The sequence below is a fragment of the Nonomuraea basaltis genome (genome assembly GCF_005893125.1).
Classification (GTDB): domain Bacteria; phylum Actinomycetota; class Actinomycetes; order Streptosporangiales; family Streptosporangiaceae; genus Nonomuraea; species Nonomuraea basaltis.
The window spans coordinates 32,137-45,593 of the sequence record NZ_VCJS01000022.1; the positions used below are offsets into that span (position 1 = coordinate 32,137).

At 69.6% G+C, this 13,457-nt stretch carries 16 protein-coding genes and 1 pseudogene; 7 read left to right on the forward strand and 10 right to left on the reverse strand.

Annotation, left to right across the window (positions count from 1 at the left end; genetic code table 11):
- The first annotated feature begins 39 nt into the window (after positions 1-39).
- Complete coding sequence (locus EJK15_RS13235) at positions 40-534, forward strand: Lrp/AsnC family transcriptional regulator (RefSeq protein ID WP_138710686.1); 495 nt, start codon at positions 40-42, stop codon at positions 532-534.
- A gap of 149 nt (positions 535-683) precedes the next feature.
- On the opposite strand, the gene pip is transcribed toward EJK15_RS13235, so the two are convergent.
- The 3 genes from pip to EJK15_RS13250 are packed head-to-tail and all read right to left on the reverse strand — an operon-like array spanning position 684 to position 3,063.
- Complete coding sequence (gene pip / locus EJK15_RS13240; protein ID WP_138710687.1) at positions 684-1,643, reverse strand: prolyl aminopeptidase; 960 nt, start codon at positions 1,641-1,643, stop codon at positions 684-686.
- Positions 1,644-1,689: 46 nt separating this feature from the next.
- On the reverse strand, positions 1,690-2,253 hold the full coding sequence (locus EJK15_RS13245) for a DUF6624 domain-containing protein (protein ID WP_206060825.1): 564 nt from the start codon (positions 2,251-2,253) through the stop codon (positions 1,690-1,692).
- Between the two features lie 27 nt (positions 2,254-2,280).
- On the reverse strand, positions 2,281-3,063 hold the full coding sequence (locus EJK15_RS13250) for a neutral zinc metallopeptidase (RefSeq protein ID WP_138710688.1): 783 nt from the start codon (positions 3,061-3,063) through the stop codon (positions 2,281-2,283).
- 186 nt (positions 3,064-3,249) lie between these two features.
- Here EJK15_RS13250 and EJK15_RS13255 point away from each other — a divergent pair, with 186 nt between their 5' ends.
- The 4 genes from EJK15_RS13255 to EJK15_RS13270 all read left to right on the forward strand — a co-directional run bounded on the left by EJK15_RS13255 (position 3,250) and on the right by EJK15_RS13270 (position 6,072).
- On the forward strand, positions 3,250-4,257 hold the full coding sequence (locus tag EJK15_RS13255) for a hypothetical protein (protein WP_138710689.1): 1,008 nt from the start codon (positions 3,250-3,252) through the stop codon (positions 4,255-4,257).
- A 10-nt stretch (positions 4,258-4,267) separates the two neighbouring features.
- Positions 4,268-4,663: an MmcQ/YjbR family DNA-binding protein gene (locus EJK15_RS13260; protein WP_138710690.1), complete on the forward strand. Its 396-nt coding sequence runs from the start codon at positions 4,268-4,270 to the stop codon at positions 4,661-4,663.
- A 185-nt stretch (positions 4,664-4,848) separates the two neighbouring features.
- Positions 4,849-5,439, forward strand: coding sequence for a DinB family protein (locus EJK15_RS13265; protein WP_138710691.1), 591 nt, complete (start codon positions 4,849-4,851; stop codon positions 5,437-5,439).
- A gap of 102 nt (positions 5,440-5,541) precedes the next feature.
- Positions 5,542-6,072 carry a nitroreductase family deazaflavin-dependent oxidoreductase gene (locus EJK15_RS13270; protein ID WP_240776941.1) on the forward strand — a complete coding sequence of 177 codons (531 nt, stop codon included), beginning with the start codon at positions 5,542-5,544 and terminating at the stop codon, positions 6,070-6,072.
- 32 nt (positions 6,073-6,104) lie between these two features.
- On the opposite strand, the gene EJK15_RS13275 is transcribed toward EJK15_RS13270, so the two are convergent.
- The 4 genes from EJK15_RS13275 to EJK15_RS13290 all read right to left on the reverse strand — a co-directional run bounded on the left by EJK15_RS13275 (position 6,105) and on the right by EJK15_RS13290 (position 9,926).
- A complete protein-coding gene (locus EJK15_RS13275; protein WP_138710692.1) occupies positions 6,105-6,584 on the reverse strand; it encodes a GtrA family protein in 480 nt (159 codons plus the stop codon).
- 176 nt (positions 6,585-6,760) lie between these two features.
- Positions 6,761-8,557: a carbohydrate-binding domain-containing protein gene (locus tag EJK15_RS13280; protein ID WP_138710693.1), complete on the reverse strand. Its 1,797-nt coding sequence runs from the start codon at positions 8,555-8,557 to the stop codon at positions 6,761-6,763.
- A 2-nt stretch (positions 8,558-8,559) separates the two neighbouring features.
- Positions 8,560-9,333, reverse strand: coding sequence for a polyphosphate polymerase domain-containing protein (locus EJK15_RS13285; RefSeq protein WP_206060826.1), 774 nt, complete (start codon positions 9,331-9,333; stop codon positions 8,560-8,562).
- Complete coding sequence (locus tag EJK15_RS13290) at positions 9,330-9,926, reverse strand: DUF4956 domain-containing protein (protein WP_138710694.1); 597 nt, start codon at positions 9,924-9,926, stop codon at positions 9,330-9,332. The genes EJK15_RS13285 and EJK15_RS13290 overlap by 4 nt, the downstream gene beginning before the upstream one ends.
- 278 nt (positions 9,927-10,204) lie before the next feature.
- Here EJK15_RS13290 and EJK15_RS13295 point away from each other — a divergent pair, with 278 nt between their 5' ends.
- On the forward strand, positions 10,205-10,624 hold the full coding sequence (locus tag EJK15_RS13295; RefSeq protein ID WP_138710695.1) for a hypothetical protein: 420 nt from the start codon (positions 10,205-10,207) through the stop codon (positions 10,622-10,624).
- Here EJK15_RS13295 and EJK15_RS13300 read toward each other — a convergent pair.
- On the reverse strand, positions 10,606-11,346 hold the full coding sequence (locus EJK15_RS13300; RefSeq protein ID WP_138710696.1) for a helix-turn-helix domain-containing protein: 741 nt from the start codon (positions 11,344-11,346) through the stop codon (positions 10,606-10,608). The genes EJK15_RS13295 and EJK15_RS13300 overlap by 19 nt on opposite strands.
- A 75-nt stretch (positions 11,347-11,421) precedes the next feature.
- On the opposite strand from EJK15_RS13300, the gene EJK15_RS13305 reads away from it, so the two are divergent.
- Positions 11,422-12,372 (forward strand): LLM class flavin-dependent oxidoreductase, encoded by a 951-nt coding sequence (locus EJK15_RS13305; protein WP_138710697.1) that lies wholly within the window; start codon positions 11,422-11,424, stop codon positions 12,370-12,372.
- A 165-nt stretch (positions 12,373-12,537) separates the two neighbouring features.
- Here EJK15_RS13305 and EJK15_RS13310 read toward each other — a convergent pair whose 3' ends face one another.
- Both EJK15_RS13310 and EJK15_RS77505 read right to left on the reverse strand, forming a co-directional pair.
- Positions 12,538-12,981 carry an ATP-binding protein gene (locus EJK15_RS13310; protein WP_240776951.1) on the reverse strand — a complete coding sequence of 148 codons (444 nt, stop codon included), beginning with the start codon at positions 12,979-12,981 and terminating at the stop codon, positions 12,538-12,540.
- 63 nt (positions 12,982-13,044) lie between these two features.
- Positions 13,045-13,182, reverse strand: a pseudogene (locus EJK15_RS77505) (DUF5999 family protein); the annotation flags it as partial.
- Positions 13,183-13,457 lie beyond the last annotated feature (275 nt).

Consider the following 13,457-nt stretch of genomic DNA (forward strand, 5'->3'; position numbering starts at 1 on the left):
TGCCGAAGGAAGTTCGGAAGTCCGTGCGAAGATGGGCCCGTGGACGAACTTGATACGGCGATCCTCGTCGAGCTGCAGCGCGACGGCCGCCAGACCAACCGAGAGCTGGCCGAGCGCATCGGCATCGCGCCCTCGACCTGCCTGGAGCGGGTGCGCTCGCTGCGCGCGAACGGCGTGATCGAGGGCTTCCACGCCGAGGTCAACCTGGACGCCGTCGGCCGCCCGGTCCAGGCGCTGATCAGCGTGCGGCTGCATCCCAAGATCCGCGAGGCCGTCGAGGGCTTCCGCGACTACGTCGCCGCCCTGCCCGAGACGCTCGCCGTCTTCGTCGTGTCGGGCGGGGACGACTTCATCATCCAGGTGGGCGTGCGCGACGCGGGCCACCTGCGTGACTTCGTCCTCGACCACGTCGCGCGCCACCGCAACATCGCCGACGTCCGCACCTCGCTGGTCTACGACCACATTCGCAAGACGTCGGTCGAGGTGCTCCCGCCGCAGGCGCCCACGCGTCCGCGTACTGGCCGCAAACGTTAAATAGGTGGTGGCCGAATGGGCGGCGCGGTTACCTTCGTGATCGTGCGAACCCGCGGCTCACCGTACGGAATCGACCGACGGCGACGCGATGGTCACCGGGCACCGTCCTCAAGCCCTCAGATGATCGCGAGCCGCGGGATCCCACGCTCTCACCGGCCGGCGAAGGCGTCGAGCGCCGCGAAGATCTCCTTCCGCATGGTCTCGCTGCCGGTGTGCCCGGAGTCCTCCACCACGACGAGCCGGGCGTCCGGCCACACCTGGGCCAGCTCCCACGCCGTGATGAGCGGACCGCTCATGTCCATGCGACCGTGGATCAGCACGCCGGGGATCCCGGCCAGCCGTCCCGCCTCGCGCAGCAGCACGCCCTCCTCCAGCCAGGCGGCGTTGGAGAAATAGTGGGCGCAGATCCGCACGAAGGCCAGCAGCGCGTCCGGCGGCCGGTCGCTGTAGGAGCCCGGCTTGCCGTTGGTCTCCTGGGAGATCAGCGCGTCCTCCCACGCCGTCCAGTCGTGGGCCGCCTTCGCACGCACCTCCGGGTCGGGGCCGGCCATGAGCCGCGAGTACGCCGCCAGCAGCGCGAACGTGTCGCCGTCCCGGTCGGCCTCGGGCACGCCCTGCCGAAACCGCTCCCACTCCTCGGGGAAGAACCGGCCGGAGCCGCGGTAGAGCCAGTCGATCTCGGTGCGGCGGGTCATCGTCACGGCGACGATGACCATCTCCGACACGCGGTCGGGATGTGCCTCGGCGTAGGCCAGCATCAGCGTCGAGCCCCACGAGCCGCCGTACAGCAGCCACCTGTCGATGCCGAGGTGCTCGCGCAGGCGCTCCATGTCGGCGATGAGGTGGTGCGTGGTGTTGGTGCTCAGGTCGGTCGCCGGGTCGCCGGCGTGCGGGCGGCTGCGGCCGCAGTTGCGCTGGTCGAACAGGACGATCCGGTAGCGCTCAGGGTCGAACGTGCGCCGCGCGCCGGTCGAGCAGCCCGAGCCCGGCCCGCCGTGCACGACGAGCGCGGGCTTGCCCTCGGGGTTGCCGCAGACCTCCCAGTAGACGAGGTTGCCGTCGCCGGTGTCGAGCAGGCCGTGGTCGTAGGGCTCGATCGGGGGATACAAGCGGGCTCCTCTCCGCGAAAATGTAACAGCGCTTACATGTTAGCCGTCACTTCGCCGACTTGAGCTCCTCCAGATACTCCTTCAGCGGCTTCAGCCCGACGTCCGCGCGCCGCTCGTCCACCTGGGCCTCGTTCTCGATCGGGGTGCGGGGCCGCCATCGGCCCTGCTGATCGGTCTCCCACTGCGTGCCGTACACCTGAGGCTTCTTCTCCGCCACCCGCACCCGGTCCACCAGAAAGGCCAGGTCGGACGGGTCCGCGTCATCTTTCTCCACAGCCTGCCGCATCAGCTCCAAGCCTCGCCGCTGCAGGTCGAGGTCGAGGTCGGCGTGCTGGATCAGCGCCCAGGCGGCGTGCGCGCCGTCCTTGCCGACCAGGGCGTATCCCGGCCAGCCGTGCGCGTCGAGGATCTGGCGCATGCGGTCGGTGTTGGCCTTCTCGACGCGATCCCAGTCCGCCTCGGACGCCTCCAGGGTCCTGACCTCCTGGTCGACCTTCAACATCTGCAGCAGCTCGGCACGTAACTTCGGGTTGGCAGGAGGGTCGTCGCCGCCGCCGCAGGCCGCGACCAACATGAACGCGGCGAGCAGCCACGCCGGCAGTGCGCGCATCCGGTCCTTCTGCCTGGCCTCTTCAGATCACGCTACCTTGGCGGACGGCACGGCCCAGGTGTTGCACGAACCCGGATCGCCGGTGGCGAACCCGCGCTTGGCCCAGGCCCTGACGGTGCTCGTCTTGCCGTACCAGCGCTCCTCGCCGGGCTCGTCACCCGCGAGGAGGCGCACGAGCTCGTTCCAGTCCTTCGTCGTCCTGCCCTCCATCGGCCACACGCTCTTCATGAAGGCGGCGCCGAGGCATTCGGTCTGGAGGCTCAGGCGGCGCTCCTGCTCGTACATCTCGGCCTTTTTGCCGTAGCGCAATTTCTCGTAACCGTCGAAGATTCCCACGAGCTTCTGCACGTGGTAGCCGTACATGGAGGCCGCCGTGTTGAACAGCCACAGATCGGAAGGGTCGTTCAGCCAATCCTTGCCGAGCTGGAAGACCAGCGTGTCAGTGCGCTCGCAATACCAGGCCTGGGAATTCTCCTTTCCCACCTCGAAGCCGCAGTACTTCTTGGGAATCCGATCCATGTGCCGCACCTTGACCTTCTTGTAACTCAGGCCGGCGTTCGTCAGGTGCTGCTCCCACGTGGTTTCCAGGCAGGCGATGACCGCGTCCAGGTAGGCGCGCGCCTGTGTGCGGTTGTTGGGCTTGAGCTGCGGCTCCTTGCACGTGGTCGCGGGCAGTGGGTCCGTTTCGTAGAGCGGGTTGGCGGTGAGGTCGGAGTCTTTCACCGGGTATGCCGCCGACTGCGCGGTGGCCGTACCGGCGATCGGCGCCATGAGGGCGCACGTCAGCACCGCGATCTTGAGAAGTTTCACGACGTGTGAGAATAGGGGCCGCCGGTAAAGAGCGCTAGATGCGCGGCTCCGGCGACCCCCGACAAGACTCGTCCCATTGCCGTTCTGTCGGACCGGCCTGTCAAACTCGGCCCCGGATCGTTCACGTCACACGAAAGGGTCCGTATGAGCACGCCATCTCCCACGTCCGCCCGGTCGGACGTACACGTGAGCTATCACCAGATGCTGGTAGCGGAGCCGACGGGCGCGAACGCCCCGAGCCACGCCCCCAACGGCCTGACGGCGTCGGCCCCTGGGGCCGCCGTGATCCTGACGGGCATCCACACCGGGGTCGTCGACGTCACCGTGGAGCTCGCCGCCACGGCTCCTCCCGCCACCGCCCCCGGCGGATGGGACGAGGTGGAGGACGTGGAGCTGATCAGCTTCACGGGCGAGATGCGGCTGTCGGGCCTCATGGGCGACCTGCCGGAGGCACTGCCCGTGCTCACGCCGCTGGGACCCGGCCGCTACGGCATGCGGGTTCACGCACGCGGCCGCGACCTCGACCCCACCGCCGTGCCGAGTGTGCCGTTCGAGTTCTACCTGGTCACCGTCTGGCCCATCGACGTCGGGCCCGAGGCGTGCGCCAAGCTGGGAGTGGGCGTCGCCCAGGAGCTGGGACTGCCCGACAAGGTGACCGAGATACGCCGCAGGGCCCAGGAGCACGCCCGGCCGCAGGACGAGCCGGGCCGCATCGCCCGCGAGCAGCTGCGTCCCCTGCCGCCCACGCCCGTGCGGGCCGTGGCCATGGCGTCTGAGCACCGGTTACGCATCGTCAACCCGCACCAGGACACCGCGACGGACCCGGAGCTGCCCGAGGGGCTGGTCGCCGCCGCTCCCGACGCGCTGGTCATCAGGACGGTCAAGCGCCGGGGCGCGGTGGGGGTGCACGTGCGGTGGGAGCCCTCCCCGCCGCGCGGGCCGGTCACGGCCTGGGACGAGGTCGAGGAGATCGAGTTCATCACGACGACCGGTGTCATGCGGATCCCGGGCCGGTCCACCGACGGCGAGGAACCGCCGAATCTGACCTACCAGGGAGCTGGCCGCTACGGCATGCAGGTCCACGGCCGTGCCCGGCGGGGCGAGCGGTTGTCGAACCGTCCGGGCGAGTCGTACCTGCTGGTGGTGTGGCCGATCGCGTTGGGAGCGCGGGCGTTTGTCGGTGGCCCGTTCTAAGCTGCCGAGCATGGCCGGCAGTTGGACGGATACGGACGTCGAGCAGGTGCGGGGGCGGGTGGCCGAGCTGGTCGCCGGGCTTCCCGGGGTGGTCGCGGAGGACTCGTTCGGGCACGTCGGGTTCATGCTGGGCCGCAAGCGCATCGCGTGGTTGCTCATCGACCACCACGGGGACGGGCGGCTGGCGTTGTGCGTGAAGGCGCCGCCGGGCGAGCTGGATACGCTGCTCGCCGCCGACCCCGCACGCTACTTCCGCCCCGCCTACGTCAAGTCCTGGGTCGGCGTCGAGATGCACGAGGTCGAGCCGGACTGGTCCGAGATCGCCTCGCTGCTGGAGCAGGCGTGGCGGATGACCGCGGGCAAGCGCGCCGTCGCCGCGTACGACGCCGAGCACCCAGGCCCCTGATCAACCGGCCGCCCCCTTTGCGTGGTCGAGACCGGGCGAGCTTCTCTCCAGCCCCAGAATCACCAGTTAACCCGGCAAACCTCGAAGCGGCCCAGCAACATGTACAAACCTGTGGCCCCGCCGCTGACGCCCCCACGGCCGAGCACCGAGACCCGCGAGGCCGGAGGAGTGACAGAATGTCCGGCATGATCGAATCGGACCCGAAAGCCGACCTCCACCGTTACCTGCAGCGGGCCCGCGAGGCCCTGCTGTGGAAGCTCGACGGACTTTCGGAGTACGACGTCCGCCGGCCACTGACCGCGACCGGCACCAACCTGCTGGGCCTGGTCAAACATGTGGCCGGCGTCGAGCTGGGATACTTCGGCGCCACCTTCGGCCGGCCGTTCGACGAGCCGCTGCCCTGGATGGAGGACGACGCGGAGCCCAACGCGGACATGTGGGCGACCGCCGAAGAGTCCCGCGAGGAGATCATCGGCCTGTACCACCGGGCCTGGGCGCACGCGGACGCGACGATCAACGCGCTGCCGCTGGACGCGATCGGCCACGTGCCGTGGTGGCCGGACCCCGATGACAGGGTCACGCTGCACCGGATCCTGACCCACGTGCTCGCCGAGACCAACCGGCACGGCGGACACGCCGACATCGTCCGGGAGCTGATCGACGGTGCCGTCGGACTGCGAGCCGGCACCGGCAACATGGCGCCGGGCGACCAGACGTGGTGGGAGACGTACCGGAGCCGGCTGGAGAGCGTGGCGCGAGAGGCAGGCCGTGATTAGAGCCTGGGTGGACCGGACGCCCCTACTCCTAGACCAAACGCTTGCTAGGTCGATATCCTTGCCCCCGTCACCAGCGCCATCAGATCCGGACGTGAGGTCACCGTGGTCGAGCAGCACCAGTCCAGCGGCGGGGCCAGGGCACGCATGAGCGCCGCGCTGCGCCCGTTCTTCCAGTGGCTCGCGAGCACCAAGGGCTTCGCCCTGGTCGCGCCCAAGATCGTGCCGCCCCTCGACCGCTTCGTCAACCGGGTGACCGGCGGCCGTGTTCTCATGGGCGACCAGATGCTCCCCCACCTGCTGCTCACCACGATCGGCAGCAAGACCGGGCAAGCCCGGGAGAGCCCGCTCGCCTGCCTGCCCGAGGACGGCGGCACCTTCCTCGTGGTCGGCAGCAACTTCGGCAGGGAGCACCACCCCGCCTGGAGCGGCAACCTGCTCAAGACCCCGCAGGCCACGGTGAACTACCGCGGCCGCGTCTTCCCCGTGACGGCGAGCCTGCTGACCGGGACCGACCGTGAGCAGGCGTGGCAGACCCTCATCCGCTTCTGGCCGCTGTACCAGGGCTACACCGACCGCTCCGGCCGCGAGCTACGCGTCTTCCGCCTGTCACCGCAGCCACCGGCAACGACGTAGCTCCCGCAGCCGTCCGTTCCACCCGCACCCGCTCACTCCGCCGCGGGCCCGGCCGACGGGGCAGCCGGGCGCAGCCTGGGGTTGAACACCCATCCCTGCAGGAGCACGAACCGGATCGCGGAGGCCAGCCCGTTGGCCAGGATCACCGCGGCCAGCTCCACCGCCGCCGACGAGTCCGAGGGGATGACGGCCAGGCTCAGCGTGGAGATCCCCATGCCGATGAGGAAGGCGATGAGCCCGCCGAGGTGATCGCGTACGGCTCCCGCTCTGCCGGTCACCCCGAACGTGAACCTCCGGTTGGCGGCGGTGTTGGCGATCGCCGTGGTCAGCATGGCGACGGTGTTGGCGGCCATTGACGGCAGGATCGCGGAGAGCGCCCAGAACAGCACCAGATAGGCCACCGTGCACATGGACCCGACGACCGCGTAGGACGGCAGCCGGCGGGACAGGGCAGTGGGGGCGGAACCCGCCGCCGTGGCGGGAACATGGGGGGTGGCCGTCATGACGCTCATGACGTCAAGAGTCGAAGGCGGGCATGGGAGCCCCCTTGGGCGTTCATTAACCGCACGTGAGAAATCCGCTGGTCAGCGCGGCATCGATGTGACATCGATCACCCGTTGAAGCGGAAGGTGCCCGCAGCGGAGTGGGGACCGATCGCCGACCGGCCCCCACACGACTGCCTGAAGTGCTATCGCCTGCCCGGGCCTCCGCCGAACCCGCCGGCCGGGGCCTCGCCGGCGGTCACGGTCGCCGTGAGTGCCGCCGACCCCAGGTCGCCGGAGGCGGCCAGCCCTCCCGTGCTGGTGCCCGAGCTGGTCCCGCCGGCATAGATCTTGTACTCCGTACCGCTCTTGATGCCGGCAGAGGAGAAGACGAGGCTCTGGATCGACTTCGAGGTGACGAACGTGCCCAGCACCTTGCCGTCGGAGTCGACGACGTGCAGCGTGGTGCCCTCGGCCACGGCCGAGTCGAACGTGGCCGACAGCCAGCCCTGAGCCGAGTCGGTGCCCGGCGCGACGGCCATGCCCGCGCTGCCGGCGGCCACCAGCACCCCGCCGCTGATCGTGAAGTCCCCGTTGACGTCGAGCGCCCCGTTGCCGTTCTGCGTCGGTCCGTTGACCACGACCGTGCCGCCGGAGATCGCGGCCGTGCCGTTGGAGTCGAACCCGTCACCGTCAGCGTTGATCACCAGAGTGCCGCCGGTGACGACCGCCGAGTAGTCGCCCACCTCCTCGCCGCCACCGCGGCCCGCCGCCGCCCCGTCGGTCGTGCCGCCGGCCGCGTTGACCCCGTCGTCGCTGGAGACGATGCTCACCTGACCGCCGTTGACCGCGATGGCGGCGCCTTCGAGCCCTTCGACCGACGAGGTGATCTTCAGAGTGCCGTCGTCGATCACCAGGGCGCCCTCGGCGTGCACGCCGTCGTCCCCGCTGGCCACGGTGGTGGAGGCGCCGTTGAGGTGGACGGCCGCGTCGCTGTGGACGGCGTCGTCGGAGGAGTCGACCGCGATGGTGCCGCCTTCGAGCACCGTGATCACCGCTGACTTCAGCCCCTTGGCCGAGGTCTCGTCGGCCGGGGCGACGCCGCTCCCGCCGCCGCTGCTGACGGTGAGCTTGCCGCCGGTGACCAGCAGGTCGGTGGCCGCGTCAAGGCCGTCGCCCTTGGCGGTGACCGCGACCGTGCCGTCGGTGATCGAGATGTATCCGGCGTCGGCCTCCTCGGTGTTGTCGGCCTTGAGCCCGTCGCCGCCGGCCTGGGTGACGGTGACCGTGCCTCCCTCGACCACCAGGTAGTTCTTGCCGCGGATGCCGTCATCGGCGGCGTCGACGGTGACGGTGCCGGAAGCGATCACCAGACCGTCCTGGCCGGCGATCGCGTCGTTGCCCCTGCCGTGTACGGTGAGCGCCCCATCGCCCGTGATCGTCAGGTCGCCGGCGCTGTAGAGGGCCGCATTGACGTCGGCGTCGTCGGCATAGGAGCCGGCGTCGGTGAGGGTGTTCTGACTGCCGTCGGCCAGGATCACGATGACCTTGTCCGCTTCGGTGGCGGCGATCGCCGCGCTGGACGAGCTGGAGATGTCGGCGCCGGCGAGAATCAGCCGCACGGTGGCGTCCGGGGCGTTGACGACGACCTGGCCGTCGGTCAGGGTGCCGGTGAGCCGGTACGTGCCGCCGGCGGTGATCGTCACGGTGGAGCCGTCGATCGTGACCCCGTCCCCGGTGGCGGTCGCCGTACCGCCCGCGAGCTTGATGTCCACGACCTTGGACTCCTCCCAGGTCGCGTCGCCGTCCGCAGCGTGATCGGCCTGGTTGGCGGCCAGCACGGCCGCGGCGTCCTGCGCGCCGTTCACGCCCGCCACGGCCGACGAGGCGCTGACCGAGGCCGCGGCGGAGGTGCCGGTGGTCTCGGTGGAGCATCCGGCCAGCAGGGTGCCGGTGAGCACCACCGAGGCGAGCGCGGCAGTCACCCTCTTGCGGATCTTCATGGTCATATCCCGTCGGTCGTGGTGTGAAAGTGGTGCCGCAGCAGGGGATGCCAGCGGTTCGAGGGCAGGTCAGGCCGTAGCGCCGCCAGCCCGGTGCCGTACTTCGACACCTGGCGGGGCCGGTGCTTCAGCGACCAGAGCAGCCGGTCGACCTCCGAGGCGGCCCGGGCCGACTTGGTCTCGACGATGGCGTGATCCGGAGTCTCGATGGTGGCGCCGTCGGGCAGGGCCCAGGTGAGCCCGGTGTCGATGGTCACCCGGCTGGCGGTGCCGGGGACGTACAGCGTGGTACGCCGGTAGCACGTGGTCAGCACGGGCACGAACCGGAGCGGACCGGTGTGAATCCGGGCCTCGGCGAGCACCGTGCGGGCGTACGCCCGGGCGTCGGGCCCGAGTCGTCCATGGTCGCCGGCGTACGGGATCCGGTTCTTGATCGTGACGCCTCGCCGGCCGCGCGTCTTGACCTCGAGGAAATGCCGGTCGGAGTCGAGGTAGCTGCGGATCCTGAGCTTGAACCGGCGGCGCCGGCGACGCGCGGCGGCCAGGTAGCCGTCCAGATCCGGAGTGTCGAAGTAGACGGACCGGTACCCGAACTCGCGGCGCCGGTCGATCTCGAGCACCTTGACGTCGTCCGCCAGGCCGCCGAGCACGATCGGCAGGTCGGCCATCGGCAGGATGTACTTGCGGTCCAGCCGGGTCAGCAGCGAGGCCCGCTCCACCAGCTCGTCCAGCCCGATCGGGCTCAGCATGTCGATCACCGCGTCCACAGTGATCACGCCCGGGTCTCCTGCCCGATCTTGGGTGCGAGCTCCTGCGGCACCTGCGCCTGGCCGGCCACGTAGCGGACCTCGACCAGGGTGGTGTCGTTGACCAGGTCGAGCTGCTTGATCGACAGGTTGACGACCCGGCCGTTGAGCAGCACTTCCAGCTGCGAGCGCAGGGCGTCCTCGTCGGTGTGCGCGACGTCGAGGCGTACGGTCTGCTGCCGGTAGCGGCGGAACAGCCGGGGGTGGTCACCGACATAGAGCGCGGCGGTGATCAGCAGCATCAGCCCGGCGGTGAGCACGCTCACCGATCCCGGCAGCCCGGCGAGCAGGCCGATGGCGAGAGCCGAGAAGTAGTAGGCGATCTCATGCTGGGCGATCTCGTCCGAGCGCAGCCTGATGATGGACAGGACCCCGAAGAGGCCGAGCCCAAGACCCAGTCCCACCGTCGACGAGCTGAGCACCATGGACACCGCGAGCACGCCGACGTTCACGCCGAGAAAGGCGACCACCAGGTCCCGGCGGTGGTGGCGCGGGAAGTAGACGCAGAAGGTCAGCACGGCGATGGCGACGAGGTCGGCGGCTATGATCATCAGCTGGTTCATGGGGTTCCTTCATCCGGGGTCGACCACCCGCTCCACGGACTCCGGCGCCCTGCCCGTCAATGTGGTCTTGGCGTCAACAGTCGACGGCGGGCATTGAAGAGATCTTGGGCTTTCGTTAACCGCGGCTGAGAAGTGGGCCCTCCGGCGGCCTCAGAACCCTGGAACCGCGAAGTCCCGCCCGAGGAAACGCCTCAACGGCCGGTCATTCCCTTCAGGGAATTGTTCGCCTGTGGGCCACTGAACATGATCTGGAGGCGACTACCAGCCAAGGAGAAGCAATGACAGACCTCAATGTCCAGGACCTTGCCGGCCGCTACGTCGCCTTGTGGTGCGAGCCGGACCTCGAGCTGCGCCGCAAGGCCATTCGGGAGTTGTGGGCGGAGGGCGGCGTGCACGTCCTCCAGCCACCCCAGGAGATCCGGGAGATCGCCGCGAGGCTCGGTTTCGAGTCCACAACGCTCGAAGCCCGTGGTCACGATGCGATCGAAGTCCGGGTGGCCCGCAGTTATGAGGAGTTCGTCGCCCCAGGGGAATTCACGTTCACACCGCGGGACGACGCCGTCCGGTTGAACGACGTCGTCAAGTTCGGCTGGCAGATGGTGCCGGTCGGCGGCGGTGAGGCGGTGGGCGGTGGCCTGGAAATGCTCGTCCTCGACGAGCACGGCCGGATCGTCACCGATTACCAGTTCCCCGGCTGACCTGCCAGCAGCGCCGCCGTGGCCTGATCGGCGGGCAGGAAGGCCTCCAGCTTCAGCTCCGCCACGGTCACGTCGAGCGCGGTCGCGAACGTCGTGATCGTGGTGGTCAGCCGCAGCTCACCGCGCGACGAGCGCAGGTGCAGGGGCGTGGCGAACCCTACGTGGTCGGGCCCCGGCGCGGCGCTCGGGACATAGCCGGACAGCTCCTCGTGAAGCGCGTCTTGCGGCATGCGGTCGAAGATGTGCTGCGCCCACTGGGCCAGGTTGACGATCCGCGGCGCCAGTCCCTCCGGGTGCAGCGAGAGGCGCAGCACGTTGACCGGCGGGCGCAGCAGGTGCTCGGCGACACCCTCGGTGAGCAGGTCGAACGCGTCGTTGGCGAGCACCAGGTCGTGGTGGGCGTCCACGACGATCGCCGGGTAGGGCAGGTGCCCGGTCAGGATGTGCCGCAGCGCGGCGCGTACGTGCTCCAGGCTCGGGTCGTCGAGCGGGGTCTGCGGGTAGACGGGGGCGTACCCGGCCGCGAGCAGGAGCTCGTTGCGTTCCCTGAGCGGCAGCTCCATCGACTCCCCCAGCCGTACCACCATCGTGCGACCCGGCCGCGAGCGGCCGCTCTCGATGAAGCTGAGGTGGCGCTGGGTGGTGCCCGCACGCAGGGCGAGGTCGAGCTGGCTCAGGCGGCGGCGCTGGCGCGTCGCGCGCAAGGTATGGGGGAAGTCCACATGCCCAGCATGCCAACCCCGTCTATTCCGTCGAGGGAATTGCCGATATTCCGTGGCATGAGAACGATGAGGATCATGGACACGCGACTGGGGGTTCTGCTCCCCACCAACCAGAGTCAGTGGAGCGACGCGCGCGGCCTGGTCGACTTCGGCATCCAGGCCGAGCGGCTCGGCTACGACTCGGTCTGGGTCAATGACACCCTGCTGGGCGCGCGCATCGAGCCGCTGGCCATGCTCTCCGCCCTCGCGCCGGTGACCCGGCGCGTCGTGCTCGGCACCGCGGCGCTGCTGCCTGCCTTCCGCCGCCCGGTCACGTCCGCGCAGGAGCTGGCCTCCATCGACCACCTGTCGGCCGGACGGCTGGTGGTCACCGTGGGCGCGGGCTTCCCCGGCCGCTCGGAGATCGAGTACGCGCTGTCGGAGGTGCCGTGGCGGCGTCGCTTCGCGCGGCTGGACGACACGGTCGCCCTGTGGCGGGCGCTTTGGGCGGGCGAGCGCGCGTTCCAAGGGGAGGAGCTGCGCTTCGGCGAGCTGCCCGAGTCCACGCCCTGCTATCGGCCCGGCGGGCCGCCGATCTGGCTGGCCGGGGCGACCCCGTCAGCGCTGGAGCGCACGGGGCGGCTCTACGACGGGTGGCTGCCGTACCCACCCGACGCCGCCGACTATCGTGCGGGTCTCGCTTCGATACGACACGCGGCAGGGTCAGCCGGACGCCCCAGCGGCGCGATCACCCCGGCGCTGTTCATCACGGTGCTGGTCACCGAGGACGTGGACCGTGGCGAGCGGCAACTCGATGCCTACTGCCGGGACACGTACGGCCTGCCGTCCCAGAGAGTGCGGAAGATCCAAGCCATCGTCACGGGCTCCGCCGAGAGGGTGGCCGCCGCACTTGCCCGCTACGCGGAGGCAGGCGCGGAGCACATCGTGTGCCGCATCGCGGCCCCGACCCTCGAAGCGCAGCTCGACCAGCTGCAGCTGATTGCCGGGATCCTCATCCGGCCTTCGAGCCGAATGCCCGCAACGTAGCAGCGGGGACTTGCGATCAGGCAGGCCGCTCCGGCCGCGCGGTCCGCTGACCTGCTGCCGGAGATGCCAGGACGCCGGAGCCGAACCAGGGAGGGGGTGACCAGTTCAGCTCCGGCGTCCCGTGTGGGGGGTCGGGAAAGCTCAGGGGTCGGGAAAGCTCAGGGCTCAGGCGGCGATCGGCACCAGCGCGTCCAGGGACTCGACGTCGGCGTCGGCGAATGCCGGCAGTTCGAACCAGATGGCCTTGCCGCGCGGCGTGGGAGCACCGCCCCAGCAGCAGGAGAGCATGTCGACCAGGAACAGCCCGCGCCCGCTCTCCGAATCCTCATCGACGGTCTGCATGCGCGGCAGCTCGGGGTCCTCATCCTCCACCTCGCAACGCAGCAGCCCGTCCTCAGCGGAGAAGCTGAGCAGAACCTGCCCGTGCGCGTGGTCCAGCGCATTGCCGACCAATTCGCTGACCAGCAGCTCGGCGGCCTCTATCTGGTCCCCGAAGCCCCACTCGGTCAGCGTCTCACGGGTCAGCCGACGCGCCTCGCGCACCGAGCCGAAGTCGGCCGACAGCCACCACGAGGCCTTCCGGCCTGCCACGGAGTCGTGGCCGCTCACTTCAGTCAAGGTCCTGCTCCGCGAAAGTCCCCTCATGCCACACTCCCCCCGTGCCACCCGTCCGTCCGGCACACGCTCACTTGTCTCATCGAAAGACACCACGGCATCGCTCAGCAGATCCCGTTCCTGCTCGAGCGGCAGGCCCGCGCCCTCGCCATGGAGGTCATCCATCGGCGGAGTGTGGGGCTGATGCTGGCACATGGTGTCTTCCTCGGTCTTCGCTTACGGTGAGCGTCATTTGCTCACAACACGAGAGTGCCTTAGTGAGCCACCGCGAGGTGAGGTGAGAACTCCCCATATAGGTACCTATTCCGAAGACCCTAGGTACCTACGTGGAACGCCCGTCGGGCCGCTCAGCCTGATGATCGTAGGTCCAGAAACCCCGCAGCGTGCGGGCATGTTGCCGGTATGAGGTGCATTCGTGGACAGTCTGGAGAACCTCGTCATCGCCAGGCGGCTACGAGCCCCGTTGACGC

What these genes read in the sequence shown, in the direction of transcription:
- EJK15_RS13245 (WP_206060825.1), bottom strand. Translation starts at nt 2,253, where the DNA reads ATGCGCGCACTGCCGGCGTGGCTGCTCGCCGCGTTCATGTTGGTCGCG.
- EJK15_RS13260 (WP_138710690.1), top strand. Translation starts at nt 4,268, where the DNA reads ATGGCCGGCAGTTGGACGGATACGGACGTCGAGCAGGTGCGGGGGCGG.
- EJK15_RS13265 (WP_138710691.1), top strand. Translation starts at nt 4,849, where the DNA reads ATGATCGAATCGGACCCGAAAGCCGACCTCCACCGTTACCTGCAGCGG.
- EJK15_RS13275 (WP_138710692.1), bottom strand. Translation starts at nt 6,584, where the DNA reads ATGAGCGTCATGACGGCCACCCCCCATGTTCCCGCCACGGCGGCGGGT.
- EJK15_RS13280 (WP_138710693.1), bottom strand. Translation starts at nt 8,557, where the DNA reads ATGAAGATCCGCAAGAGGGTGACTGCCGCGCTCGCCTCGGTGGTGCTC.
- EJK15_RS13290 (WP_138710694.1), bottom strand. Translation starts at nt 9,926, where the DNA reads ATGAACCAGCTGATGATCATAGCCGCCGACCTCGTCGCCATCGCCGTG.
- EJK15_RS13295 (WP_138710695.1), top strand. Translation starts at nt 10,205, where the DNA reads ATGACAGACCTCAATGTCCAGGACCTTGCCGGCCGCTACGTCGCCTTG.
- EJK15_RS13305 (WP_138710697.1), top strand. Translation starts at nt 11,422, where the DNA reads ATGGACACGCGACTGGGGGTTCTGCTCCCCACCAACCAGAGTCAGTGG.